We start from the raw sequence: 12,916 nt of genomic DNA, 5'->3' as shown, positions 1-12,916 counted from the left end.
TTGTATGCTGTTCTCGACACGATCTGCGGCGGTTTTCGGCATTGATGCGTTGATCGTCGATATAGAGGCAAACTTGCGGCCTTCGGCCAGCGAGCAGGATCAATCGCCTAATTTTACTATTGTCGGCCTGCCTGATACTGCGGTTCGCGAGTCCCGTGAACGCATTCGTGCTGCGATATCGAATAGCGGATTCTTTTTTCCCATACAAAAGATAACCGTCAATTTGGCGCCGGCAGATCTACGCAAAGAGGGAGCAAGCTTTGATCTGCCCGTCGCCCTTGGGATTCTGGGTGCGAACGGCGACCTTACCGACGGTGATAATGCCGGTTCAATGCTGAGTGTAGGAGAACTTTCCCTTGACGGCAGGGTTCGGCCGATACGCGGTGCGTTGTCGATAGCTTTGGCCGCACGGGAGAACGGCGTTCGTTTCCTGCTTGTCCCGGAAGATAATGCTCCCGAAGCTTCGGTCGTTCGAGGTATTGCTGTATATCCGATCCGAGATCTTCGTCAGGCGGCCGAACTGATCTGCGACCTTTCTGCTGATCGGCCTACGAATGTAATGCCAATGCTCCCGGACGCCGATCTCCTGACTCGACAACGCGAGGGTTATGTAGCGGACTTCAGCGAGGTCCGCGGACAGCAGACCGCAAAACGCGCGTTGGAAGTGGCAAGCGCCGGCGGGCACAATATTTTGTTCATCGGCCCGCCCGGCTCCGGCAAGACAATGCTTGCAAAACGTCTGCCGTCCATTCTTCCGCCGCTGGAGTTTGAGGAGGCTCTTGAGATCACGAAGATCCATTCCGTTGCAGGCCTGACAGGAAAGGCAGGACTGATAACTGAGCGGCCGTTCAAGGCTCCGCATCATACTGTGTCGCAAGCCGGCCTGATCGGGGGAGGTTCGGTGCCGAAGCCGGGAGAGGTCAGTCTTGCCCATCTCGGCGTCTTGTTCCTTGATGAACTTCCGGAATTTGACCGCTCGGTGCTCGAGGTTCTGCGGCAGCCGATGGAAGACAAAAATGTCACCATATCGCGTGCGGCAACATCATTGACATTTCCTGCCGATTTTACACTCGTCGCCTCAATGAACCCGTGTCCCTGCGGATATTTCGGATCGACGCGGGAATGCAAATGCAGCATGCTGCAGATACAGCGGTATGTCGGAAAGATCTCAGGACCGCTGATGGACCGAATCGACATTCACATCGATGTTCCCGCGGTCAAATTTGCAGAACTGCGCGACAAGGGAACTGAGCCGGGCGAGCCGAGTGCTGAGATACGGAAACGGGTTAGCTCGGCCAGGCAAAGACAGCTCGAACGATTCCGAGGCACCGGTATTTTTTCAAATTCGGCGATGTCGCCGAAACAGATACGCGAGTTCTGTGCCCTCGATAATGACAGCGAGATGCTGCTCGAACGAGCAATGCAGCGTCAGGGACTTTCGGCTCGGGCACATGACCGAATATTGAAAGTGTCCCGTACGATCGCCGACCTTGCAGATTCTGAACGTATCGATGCTTCACACATAAGCGAGGCGATAAACTACCGCTCGCTGGATCGAAACTATTGGATATAGGCGTCGGAAAATTTTCTTGCCGCGGCATTCAAACCCATTTATACTATAAGAACTCATAGTAGCTTCACTTGACAAGAATTCATGCATAGACAGCCGCGATCAAGACAATGAGGCGGCTTTCCCGCGGATCAGTTCAGGTATGGAAATCAGCGCGGCACCGTGCCAAGGAGACGAATATAATGTTGCATGTGTTCAATTGTATTAATCCCTCAAGGCTTATTCGGATCTGCGCAGCTCTATTGCTGTCGGTTTTGTTCGCAAGCTATGCCTCGGAGACCAACGGTCAGTCAACGTGGCGATTGAAGCTCGCAGATGTCGAGGTCGTTCAGCAGCGAGAGCGTTCGGGCGATCGTCCATATTTCGCGGTTATACAATTTCGCTCCCGATTCAATTCTCGCAATTCCACCCGCGTCAACGTTCTCAGCTATGAACCGCACGACTGGGTATCAAAACCAGAACACCGCAGCGGTCTATCAAGTAGCGGGAACCATCTGTTTGAACGTCAAAGGGCAAGTCTGCCGTTCTGGATGGGTGATATCGAATGGCGCGATATGCGGCCTTTGCCGTCACCATTTGTCGGTGCCGAGGTCGACCTTCGACGTGTGACACCGGATGTGCTCCGTATGGAAGTGGTTGGAGCTGTGATCATTGGACTTGATAATAACAATACCCCGCCCCATGTGATCCGTGGGCTATTAGATTCGATCGGACAAGTGCTTGATCAAGCGTTGCGTGAAAAAATCGAACGAAATACCGCGGTAGTGGCGACCGCGGCAAGTTTTCAACGCGATTTCGAAGATCGACTTGAGGAGATAGCAACAGGGCTGATCACCGTACCTCGTGTCATTGATCTTTTGGGCCAAATGACCGTTGGCTCTACCTTTAACCCCGATCAGATAATTGGGGTGCATATTTTCATGATGCCTGTTTTGGACGGTTTCCCGGGAACAGAATCGTCTCGAAACTTGAACCTTCCTACTTTGGTAACAGCAGGGCCAGTTGAGATGCGGACCAAAACTCTTGCGGTTCAGCCCTGGTCGGAAACTCTTTCATTCAAAGGCTCTGGCGGGGAGTACCGGGTGCGTGCTCGATTCGAAGGTGAAGCTTGTCGCACGACCGTACGCGATCTGAACGTCTCGTTCCTTTCTGGTGACGACGGCCTAAGGGACGACTCGCGCATTGAATTAGAACTCAACGTTGCCGGTCGAGGTCCAATGATAGTGCCTTTAGGCCGGGGCGACGGCGACCGCGTCAATCGTATGTTCACTCGCACCGCAAGGCTGCCTGCACCCGTGAATAGAAGCGATATCCGGCAGATAGGCATTAGATTCGCCACGTCCAGTGGGCTAGGCCTATCTCCTGATAATTGGACGTTGAATGCATTGCAGATTGGAGCGGGCGGAGGGACGATAGTGAGTTCGACCGGTCGGCCGTTGATGCGATTTACCGGTCAGCAGGGACGCCTTATGCTCGAGTCCGGCTGCGTTTCGGACTCGACCGGAGGAGCTACTCCCGTAGCCGATCCGTTGGTTCAGAGGCTTGATGTTACGATCCGCACCGGAGATGATGATCTGCGCGGTGGAAATGACAACGCATTCATTTTTGCCATAATGTCTGGCGGCCGGCGTGTCGAGGCCCCGTTCAATCGAGGAGCCCGCCTGGCGGATAGGACGTCGCGAACGGCATCGATCAGCTTACCCGCAGGAACAAGGCTTTCGCAGATCGAGAGGATCGGAGTCAGGGCAACTGTCAGCGGCGGCGTCGGTGGTGACAATTGGAATATCGACTCGGTGAACGTTATCGCGGTAGCCGGCGCGACCCGTCAAACTCTTCTGACAAGATCCGGAAGACCGCTTGTGAGAATAACAGGCGAGAAACGGGAAGAGATTTGGCGCATCGACCGATAAGATAGCATTAGTTTAATTCATCATTTAAATTGAAGGTAGTCCTGCGCCCATTCGCTGTTTTTGTTCGACCCATTGGCTACATGATCTCGTTCGAAGTTCGCAGCTAGAAGGTTTGTCTTTGTTGTAGATGTTGGACACCGGTGTCCTCGTCTGCCAGAATGTATTCAAACAAACGATGATCGCTCAAAACCTTATTGGGTTCGAAAATATACCGCAGACCATACCTCATTACTGCTTTGAATCGTTCCTTCGTAACGACAAGTCGGACGCGCTTGCCTACAAGGTCGGCGATGCGTGGGAACGCCTCAGCGGAAGGGATATCGTCGAGCGCGTCAAACGCATCGCGATGGGGCTTGCGTCGCTAGGCGTAAAGGCCGGCGACCGTGTGGCAATAATATCGGAAAACCGGCCCGAATGGTCTTTCGTTGATCTGGCAATTCTTTCGCTGCGTGCGGTAAATGTGCCTATCTATACCACGCAGGCGGTCGAGCAGATTCGCTACATTCTCGAGAATTCCGGTGCAAAGATGCTCTTTGTATCCGGCCGAAAGATATATAAACACGCCGAGAATGCGATCCATAGTGTCGAACGGCTGGAAAAGGTCGTGTTTTTTGACGCTGATTCAAATGGTCCGGCAGGCCGGTCGCTTCTGCTTTCAGATCTTGAATCAAAGGGTGACGAATACGCAAAGATCGACTCTGACGCGGTGGAGAGATCGTTAGGAGAACTCGAGTCCGGCGATCTCGCCACAATTATTTATACGTCGGGGACAACGGGCGAACCGAAAGGCGTGATGCTAACTCACGGGAATTTCGTCACCAATGTAGTATCCATTTCGAAGAGCCTTCCCATCAGTTCAAAAGACCGCAGCCTAGCGGTCCTGCCTCTTTCACATATATTTGAGCGGGCAGTATTTTACGTTCTTTGTGCAAACGGCGTTTCAATACACTATTGCGCGGCATTCGACCAATTGGCGGGCTACCTGAACGAGGTGAAGCCGACCATCATGACAGCGGTGCCGCGGCTTTTTGAACAGGTCTATCACAAGATCGTGAAGAAAGGCCGTGCTGCGGGCGGATGGAAGACCGGGCTTTTCAACTGGGCGCTCGACGTCGGCCAGCAATACTGGACAGCTAAAGACACGGGACAGCCGGTGTCGCCGGTGCTTGCGGCAAAACAGGCGGTAGCGAACAGGCTTGTTTTCTCGAAATGGCGTGCTGGCGTCGGAGGCGATCTGCGTTTCTTTGTATCAGGCGGAGCTCCGCTTTCCAAAAAGCTCTCGTATGCCTTTTGGGCTGCAGGAATTCCGATCTTGCAGGGTTACGGAATGACCGAGGCCTGCATTGTATGTGCTAATCGTCCCGACGACAACAAGGTCGGCTCGATCGGCACGCCGTTCGAGGGCATCGAGTTGAAGATCGCCGAAAAGGACGGTGAGCTGTTGGTCCGCGGCCCGAACGTAATGCAGGGCTACTACAATAACCCTGAAGCTACAACTGCCGCGATCGATGCCGACGGCTACTATCACACAGGTGATGTCGGTTATGTCGACGAGGACGGACATTTTTATATCACCGATCGGCTCAAAGACCTTTTCAAACTTTCCAATGGAAAGTACGTCGCCCCGCAGCAAGTGGAGAGCTTGCTCAAGCAGAGTCCGCTCGTTTCGCAGGCGATCGTCGTAGGCTCGGGCCGAAAGCAGGTCGGAGCCTTGGTCGTACCGGATTGGGACTCTCTTAAAGAGGAACTAAAGGAAAGCGGCGTAGACGTCTCACGGTCCCGTGAGGAGTTGTGTGCCGATCCGATAGTTGTAAAACGGGTTCAGCAGGATGCCGTCGATCTGACCAGGGAATTGAGTGACTACGAGAGAGTGAAGCGAGTTTATTTATTGGCACGTGAATTTTCCATCGACAAAGGCGAGATGACGCCGACCCTAAAGATCAAACGGAACGTTATAGACGAAAAATACAGCGAAGCGATAGATGATATATGCGGAGCTTAGGCTCCATCATACGCCAAACCGTATTCGTTCATCAGATCGTTAAGTGAAGATGTGCCGCGATCCTTGTTGTTGAGGAGAGCGGCGGCCAGCTCGAAAAGCGGAGCAGGAATTTCGGAAAATTCGCTCGGGGCCTCGATCGGCGGGAAGTGTTCGTAAAATTCGATCTCTGCCGCACAGAAATCACACCAATTGACGTGTCCGATTATCTCGCCTGCACGCGGCATATCCAGGTCGCCAGCCTGAAAGGCGAGCAATTCGTCGGACGACGGACAGTCTTCGTTCTTGCAGAACGAGCTAATGTTGCGAGTAACCATACGGCTTTACCGGCAGATAGACCCGACTTAGGTCGAGGCCTTGGCCTTGTTTGCAATACACCAAAAGTAAATCCGCAATGCCCGTTACCTTCCAAAAGTTGGGAAAATAAAAGTGCCATTATCCGGAACTCTTTTTAAAGATCCTCAGGGCCGAGATCCACAAGTCTCATTAATGCAATAGTTTAGCGGATCTTCGTATGCACAAAACTGAGTGCAAAAACTTGTTGCTCAACAAACAAGAAGTTTGTTACTATTGATATTGCGATGGTTCGATGCATTTCGAACTAATGCGATAACCGGATCGACGACGCTGCTCGGCAGTTGATCGCACCAAAAGACCCTAGAAGAAAAGGAAAATTCATTCCCTCCTTAACAAGGCAGCCCCCATGGATGTCTCGGGGCAAAGTTTGCCCTTCACGCTAACTCAGGTCTTTTCAACACTGCGACATGAACCGTCACGCGGCATCGAACGGCAAGGACAATCTGACCCCCCGGAAAAGCCGATTATGAGTGAACTTAAGACCAAGGAGCGGTTGCCCCGTTCTATCCAAAACAAACAGGTCAAGGTCGGGAAATGGAATGACAGTCTGAAAACGTCTGACGTTAATCAGATCTGGACGGAACTGCATCGGATAGTATCTTCGCATCCTCTTGTCAGAGCTTCTAAGCGCGCCGGATTCCTCGTCGAGGAAGGAAAACATAACGCTTATACAGATCTTACGCAGGAGCTTTTCGTAGCTCTTCTCTCTAAAGATCGATTTCAGCATTATCTGGATACCGGAATGACTGATTCCGAGATCGAGGCCGAGATCAGTCAGATCGAGCTCACGAACATGGTGACTGCGGAGCTGCGTAAACGCTACCCCGAATCGTACCGTTTGGCACGGCGGATATCGACGCTCATACAGTCCAGTTCTGCCTTTCGCCGCTTTGACAATATCGGCAACCCTGAAGCTCACAGGCGGCTAGCGGACCGTCTTTACGGCCTTGCTGAGTGGAAGGACAACAAGACCCGCCGCGACGTTCAGGAAATGGACGAGCGCGTCAAGGTCGTCGCATTCTATGGCCGCGATACTCGGATGGTCGGCTGCACAGGTGATGCGCAGATCGTCATCAGCAACCCGGAGCTTGAGAAGCTGATAATACGTGTTTTCAAGGCGGTAGATTCGCCGGTTGACGTCCGTTCCCTGCGTTCCTTTGTGATGTCACGCTTACCGATAATGGACATTCATCTTGTTCCGGTCGGCAGCGGAACCGACAGCGATGAGGACGACAGGGCTCCATTTGAATTCACCGATCACCGAGATACTCCGGAGGAAGACCTTCTCCGGAATGAGGCCGAGATGGCCGCAGCTGATTCTGTTGACAGCTTTCTTGAAACCCTGAGCCAGTCCGTTCGAGGAAAAACAAAGCAGTACGACCGCATTATAAATGTGCTTTGGCATTGCTACCTGATCACTAACAGCGGCACCCAATTGGAGGTCGCAGAATTGTTGGGCGTATCTGATTCGCTGGTCTCTGACTACAGAAAGCGCATCGAGATCAATCTGCAACAGTTATCATTTTCAGGCGTCAATGAGGCCCGGCATTTTGAAAAGGCCTTGAAGCTAAGGGTCAAAGAATTGATCACGGTCGAACGCGAACAGATAGCCGCATAGTCGTTGCGAGTGTTGGAACGAAATGAGATTTGATGTCGAGGCACGAGCACAAAGGTATCGAAAATCGCGGAAAGGCGTCGCCGCCGCGGCAATACGGCATCGAGCCGGAGGCTCCCGATCGTATAGGTCTTAAGAATTCCGTAACCGCCGACGCGGCAGGGAGTACGGAAACTCATTATTCGGAAACTTTTGCAGAAGCGGAAACATCAACTCTAAGATCACCGCGTCAAAACGAACGAACCTCGGCTAAGAACCCTGCCACGAAAAGAACAAAAAGGACGAATAGAGATAGTAGTGCGAAGCTTGCCGACCGGGACGCCGAACTGCTGACCGGGGACAGATGGCTTGTGCGGCACGGACATACGGCTACATTCATCGGGCTTTATCTGTTCTCGATCATGGTGCTCTTTCGTCCATACGAAATAGTTCCGGGCCTCGGCTTTTTGTCCGCAACGGCGTTCTACTTCGCGATCGCGACGCTTGCGATCTACATTCCCAGCCAACTGGCGATAGAAGGAAATGTGACGATGCTTTCGACCGAGGTCAAAGCCGTATTGGCGATGACGCTGTTGGCTCTCTTCACCATTCCGATCGCTAAGGATCCGGGCCTTGCCTGGGAATCGTTCAACGACACATTCATAAAAGCGGTCGTCATCTTCATTGTTCTGGTAAATGTCGTACGTACGCGTGCCAGATTGATGGCAATGTTGTGGCTGTCTTTCGGCATCGGCATCTACCTCGGATACTCGGCACTTGACCTCTATTCGCGCGGCGTCTTTACGGTCGAAGAATATCGGGTTGCGGTCGACGTCGGCGGGATGTTCGGCAATCCTAACGAGATGGCGATGCATTTTGTAATGATGACGCCGCTCGCGATCGCCTTGGGCATCGCTGCAGGCCGGAGCTTTCGCCGCTGGGTCTTTTTCTCGATGGCTGCTCTTTTTATCGGAGCAAACATGGTTACGTTCTCGCGCGGAGGTTTTCTGGGATTGATCGCCTGCTGCGCGGTCCTGGCGTGGAAGATCGGCCGACGGCATAGGCTGAACGTGACGATCGCATCCGTTATTGTTGGCGGGATAGCGATCATTGCAGCTCCCGGAAATTACGGACTGCGAATGCTTTCGATCTTCATTCCCGGGCTTGACGCCGTAGGTTCCAGTGACCAGCGGCAGGAACTTCTGATCCGTTCGCTCATCGTGACGGCGAGAAATCCATGGGGCATCGGCATCGGGAATTTCCCGATCGTCGGGGTTAGAAATCTGGGTTCGCACAATGCTTTTACCCAAGTTTCTGCCGAACTCGGGATACTTGGGCTGATTGCGTATCTTGTCTTTATGTTGAGCCCGTTTCGCAAGCTGCGGGCTATTGAAAGAACGATGTTCGATGCAGAAACGCAGGGCTGGTACTACTATTTGGCGATCGGGCTTCAGGCCAGTATCGTCGGGTATCTGGTCTCCAGCTTTTTCGCCCACGTGGCCTACAACTGGTTTATTTATTATTTGATCGCCTATGCTGTAGCGTTTCGACGTATTTATGCGATCGAGACGGGCCTTGCTGAACCAGGCCGAGAGCTGACGTCCAAGCCGGAGGTGGCCGCCTGATGATCGATCTCATCGCGCTTTTCGCCTTTTGGGCCTCGGCCGGCATTCTGGTATATGTTTATGCGGGATACCCCTTGCTCGTTTATCTGATGGCACGAACGCGTACTGAACCAGTGCGGCGTTCGGCTGCGGAGCCCACAGTCACAGTACTAATAACTGCGTACAACGAAGAAGCAGCGATAAGTGAAAAGATCGAAAATACCTTCCGGCTAGAGCATCCGCAGGACAAACTAGAAATTCTGGTCGCGTCGGACGGTTCGACCGACAGGACAGACGAAATTGTAGAGTCATTTTCCGACAGACGTGTTCGTCTCCTCAGAGTTGAAGGCAGGAAGGGAAAAACGTTCGTTCAGAATGCAGCGGTCGAGGCTGCATCGAGCGAGATCATACTGTTTTCCGACGCGACAACTAATTACGACCCGTCTGTCCTGAACAAGATCCTGCCGCTTTTTGCCGATGCTTCGGTCGGCTGCGTTGCAGGGCGGCTTATTTACAGGAACGATGACGAGACCGTTGTCGGAGATGGTGCTACAAGCTACTGGGGTTACGAAACTTTCGTTAAAGCGTGCGAGAGCAAAGCCTGCTCGCTTATCGGGGCTTCGGGATGTCTTTATGCGGTCCGCCGATCAGCCTATGTGCCGATGTATCCGGAGGCGTGTTCCGATTTTCTGATCTGCACCGTGTTGTACCGAAACGGGCTTCGCACCGTATTCGCCCCTGACGCGGTCTGTTACGAACACGTCAATCGAGATTCGTCTGCGGAATTGCGAATGCGGATACGTGTGATCGCCCAGACATTCACCGACCTCTGGCGGAACCGGGATATGATGAACCCGTTCAAGAGCGGCTTTTACGCTATTCAGTTGATCTCACACAAACTGCTTCGATATGCCGTGCCGATCTTGCTGGCCGCGATGCTTATCGCAAACGCGGTTTTGATGTCGTCGGGCAGTTTCTACAGCACATTATTTGCCTTGCAGGCGATCTTTTATTTTTTGGCGGTCGTCGGCTGGATCAGCGAGACAGCCGGGCTGCGATCCCGCATTCTATCGATACCGCAGTATTTTCTGCTGGCGAACTTAGCGTCAGTAATAGCATTTTATAAATTCATCCGAGGCGAACGATACGAAAGCTGGGAGCCTATCAGACCTGAGAGATGACGGAGAACAGGCCAAAGGACATTCTCATTAGCAAGCGCGTTGGCCGTAACGTGTTCAGCAGTCGGCCGCGTATCTCGGTCATCATTCCTGCGTACAATGTCGCAGAACACATTTCCGTAACATTGGAATCTGTCATCGCCCAAAAATTTCGCGAATACGAGATCATCCTCATTAACGACGGCTCGCCGGATAGTGAGAGGTTCGAACGTGAGATCAACAGCTATTTGGAAGAGATCGTCTATATAAAGCAGCACAACGCGGGTGCCAGTGAGGCTCGAAACACCGGCATATCGCATGCGCGCGGTGAGATCATTGCATTTCTTGACGGGGATGATCAATGGCTGCCGGACTTCCTTGCTTCTCAATACGTCTTTATGGGGAGACACGAACTCGACATGGTCTATTGTGATGCGTATCTTTTCGGTGACAGTTCGCCATACATCCGTACTTTTATGCAGACGGCTCCGTCATCCGGCGAAGTGACGCCGGCTTCTTTGCTGGATCTGAAATGCAACGTCATCACCTCCGGGACAATGGTCCGCCGCGAGGCCTTGGCGGCTGCCGGTTTGTTTGATACCGCAGACGGCCTTGCACACGATTATCTGCTGTGGCTGCGCATCGCAAAGAACGGAGGGAAAATAGGATTTCAAGAAAAGGTACTTGCCAAGTATCGCGTTCACCTGAACAGCCTTTCCGGCGATTCGGTCAATCGAATGGAACGGTCCATCTTTGCGTTCGAGCGTGCAATATCAACCATCGATCTCACGTGCGACGAAAAAATGATAGCCGAAAGACGAATTGATGATTTCAGAACCGACCTGAAGGTCGAGAGCGGAAAATCGCTCCTGTTGAGCGGCCGAAACCGTGAAGCGGCCGAGGCATTCAGGCAGGCAAATAGGCGGCGTCGATCGCTGAAACTTACTGCGGTCGCGATCATGGCACGGTTTGCTCCCGGGCTTCTGTTAAAGGCTTTTAAGTCTCTGCGCAGCAACGAAATAACTTTTGTCAGGAATATTGAAAGGTCAGCGTGATTCCGCCTTTTCTTTCAGCGGCTGCCGCCTATTCGCGGCGGCTATTTGAGAATTTGCCTTCAGATGTTTAAACAAGAGGAAAAGAAGCGATCTTTAAGGGAACAAAGCGTTTGGCTGTTGGCGGCCAAGCTTGTCGGCTTTTCCCTTAGCTTTGCTCTCCCTCTCATAATCGTACGAAATCTTGCTCTTGAATCGGTCGGCCATTACCGCGAGGCATTTCAGGTCATTACTAATGCAGTAGTGATCCTTCCGCTGGGGTTTTCAATGAGCGCCTACTACTTTCTCGCGCGAGAGAAGGAAAGGCGGCCGGCGGCGATCCTCAATATACTCATCTTCAATTTTGTGGTCGGCGGACTGGCGTGTCTACTATTATTTCTCTATCCGCAGATCATAGGAAATATCTTTCACAGCGAGGAGCTCACACGGCTGGCACCGCTGATCGGCGTCGTCATTTGGATCTGGATATTCTCGACGTTCCTGGAAATGGTCGCAATTGCGAATCAAGAGGCTCGCGTTGCGACTGTTTTCATTATTTCGGCACAGTTCTCAAAAACGCTGCTGATGGGAACGGCTATCATTTGTTTTGCTTCGGTCGAGGCCCTTATCTACGCGGCGATGTTCCAGGGGATCTTGCAGACCATCATTTTGATCTGGTACCTGCGAACGCGTTTTCCGGGGTTCCTCTGTTCGTTCGACCCTGCATTTTTCTGGGAGCAGATGCGTTATGCGATACCGTTCGGGCTGACCGGTATTTTGTGGATGGCTCAGTATGATATCCACAACTATTTTGTTGGTTATCAGTTCACATCTGCTGAATTCGCTATCTACGCATACGGCTGCTTCGAGGTTCCCCTAATAGCGATGTTGTCGGAATCGGTGTCTTCAGTACTCATTCCGAAGATGAACGAACTCCAGCAGAAGGGCGACCGCGATGAAATGATCCGGCTCACTGCACGTGCGATGCAGAAACTGGCGCTTGTTTACTTCCCGATATACGTATTCCTGTTCATCACGGCACGCACCTTCATAACGACACTCTTCACGCAGCAGTTTGAAATGAGTGCGTCTATTTTTGCGATCAACATCACGCTGCTGCCTTTCGCGATACTGATCACGGATCCGGTCGTAAGGTCGTTCAAGGAACTGGGCCGCATTTTCCTCGTAACGCGGATCATTATCCTCACCGCGATGATCTCGGTACTCTATTTTTCAATAGGCAACGTGACGCTTACCGGAGTGATAACGATAGCAGTTGCGGCCGTCCTTATTGAAAAGGTTGTTGCAGAAACGCTTGTGATCAGGAAGCTTGAGCTCGGCGTGAGGCATTTGCATCTGCTCAAACCGGTCATAAAGACCGCGTTCGCGGCACTCGCGGCAGGGATCGTCACTTATTTCGTTTACAATGGTGTTCACAAGTATATTCAGTATGCGGGCGAAAATTTCATTGAGGATACTTTCGATATTCACGCACTCAATATCCTGAATTTCTTCGGCGGCAGCCTAGTGCTGCTCATATGCGGACTTATCTTTGCTCCTGTTTACCTCTTGATCGCAAACAGGCTGGATCTTATTGAAGAAAGCGAAAAAAGCGTGATCAGGCGATTTTGGAATTCCGTGTTTTCACGTGATCGGTCCGCAGGAGTGGTAGAAACACAGGCGTAAAGCCGTAA

General features: G+C 52.2%; 9 protein-coding genes. 8 read left to right on the top strand and 1 reads right to left on the bottom strand.

The genetic code is table 11. The annotated features are described in order from the left end of the window. Positions 1 to 4: 4 nt before the first annotated feature. The 3 genes from IPM50_04500 to IPM50_04490 all read left to right on the top strand — a co-directional run bounded on the left by IPM50_04500 (position 5) and on the right by IPM50_04490 (position 5,482). Positions 5 to 1,573, top strand: coding sequence for a YifB family Mg chelatase-like AAA ATPase (locus tag IPM50_04500; GenBank protein ID QQS33843.1), 1,569 nt, complete (start codon positions 5 to 7; stop codon positions 1,571 to 1,573). Positions 1,574 to 1,824: 251 nt separating this feature from the next. Further along, positions 1,825 to 3,480 carry a hypothetical protein gene (locus IPM50_04495; GenBank protein QQS33842.1) on the top strand — a complete coding sequence of 552 codons (1,656 nt, stop codon included), beginning with the start codon at positions 1,825 to 1,827 and terminating at the stop codon, positions 3,478 to 3,480. Positions 3,481 to 3,607: 127 nt separating this feature from the next. Next, positions 3,608 to 5,482, top strand: a complete 1,875-nt coding sequence (locus IPM50_04490) for a long-chain fatty acid--CoA ligase (GenBank protein QQS33841.1) — start codon at positions 3,608 to 3,610, stop codon at positions 5,480 to 5,482. Here the strand turns inward: IPM50_04490 and IPM50_04485 are convergent. Continuing rightward, positions 5,479 to 5,796: a hypothetical protein gene (locus tag IPM50_04485; GenBank protein ID QQS33840.1), complete on the bottom strand. Its 318-nt coding sequence runs from the start codon at positions 5,794 to 5,796 to the stop codon at positions 5,479 to 5,481. The two genes, IPM50_04490 and IPM50_04485, sit on opposite strands and share 4 nt — an antisense overlap. Before the next feature lie 506 nt (positions 5,797 to 6,302). On the opposite strand from IPM50_04485, the gene IPM50_04480 reads away from it, so the two are divergent. From IPM50_04480 to IPM50_04460, 5 genes are all read left to right on the top strand, one after another. Beyond that, positions 6,303 to 7,454 carry a hypothetical protein gene (locus IPM50_04480; protein QQS33839.1) on the top strand — a complete coding sequence of 384 codons (1,152 nt, stop codon included), beginning with the start codon at positions 6,303 to 6,305 and terminating at the stop codon, positions 7,452 to 7,454. A gap of 32 nt (positions 7,455 to 7,486) precedes the next feature. Then, on the top strand, positions 7,487 to 9,055 hold the full coding sequence (locus IPM50_04475; GenBank protein QQS33838.1) for a hypothetical protein: 1,569 nt from the start codon (positions 7,487 to 7,489) through the stop codon (positions 9,053 to 9,055). After that, positions 9,055 to 10,215, top strand: a complete 1,161-nt coding sequence (locus IPM50_04470) for a glycosyltransferase (protein QQS33837.1) — start codon at positions 9,055 to 9,057, stop codon at positions 10,213 to 10,215. The genes IPM50_04475 and IPM50_04470 overlap by 1 nt, the downstream gene beginning before the upstream one ends. Continuing rightward, the gene (locus tag IPM50_04465; GenBank protein QQS33836.1) at positions 10,212 to 11,246 is read left to right on the top strand and encodes a glycosyltransferase family 2 protein; all 1,035 of its coding nucleotides are present in this window, start codon (positions 10,212 to 10,214) and stop codon (positions 11,244 to 11,246) included. The genes IPM50_04470 and IPM50_04465 overlap by 4 nt, the downstream gene beginning before the upstream one ends. Before the next feature lie 63 nt (positions 11,247 to 11,309). After that, positions 11,310 to 12,908, top strand: coding sequence for an oligosaccharide flippase family protein (locus IPM50_04460; GenBank protein ID QQS33835.1), 1,599 nt, complete (start codon positions 11,310 to 11,312; stop codon positions 12,906 to 12,908). The last annotated feature ends 8 nt before the right edge of the window (positions 12,909 to 12,916 follow it).

The organism is Acidobacteriota bacterium (genome assembly GCA_016700075.1).
Classification (GTDB): domain Bacteria; phylum Acidobacteriota; class Blastocatellia; order Pyrinomonadales; family Pyrinomonadaceae; genus OLB17.
Note: the sequence above shows the minus strand (reverse complement) of the source record. Positions and strands in the feature narration are given on the sequence as shown.

What these genes read in the sequence shown, in the direction of transcription:
- IPM50_04490 (QQS33841.1), top strand. Translation starts at nt 3,608, where the DNA reads ATGTTGGACACCGGTGTCCTCGTCTGCCAGAATGTATTCAAACAAACG.
- IPM50_04470 (QQS33837.1), top strand. Translation starts at nt 9,055, where the DNA reads ATGATCGATCTCATCGCGCTTTTCGCCTTTTGGGCCTCGGCCGGCATT.
- IPM50_04500 (QQS33843.1), top strand. Translation starts at nt 5, where the DNA reads ATGCTGTTCTCGACACGATCTGCGGCGGTTTTCGGCATTGATGCGTTG.
- IPM50_04485 (QQS33840.1), bottom strand. Translation starts at nt 5,796, where the DNA reads ATGGTTACTCGCAACATTAGCTCGTTCTGCAAGAACGAAGACTGTCCG.
- IPM50_04465 (QQS33836.1), top strand. Translation starts at nt 10,212, where the DNA reads ATGACGGAGAACAGGCCAAAGGACATTCTCATTAGCAAGCGCGTTGGC.
- IPM50_04475 (QQS33838.1), top strand. Translation starts at nt 7,487, where the DNA reads ATGTCGAGGCACGAGCACAAAGGTATCGAAAATCGCGGAAAGGCGTCG.
- IPM50_04480 (QQS33839.1), top strand. Translation starts at nt 6,303, where the DNA reads ATGAGTGAACTTAAGACCAAGGAGCGGTTGCCCCGTTCTATCCAAAAC.
- IPM50_04460 (QQS33835.1), top strand. Translation starts at nt 11,310, where the DNA reads ATGTTTAAACAAGAGGAAAAGAAGCGATCTTTAAGGGAACAAAGCGTT.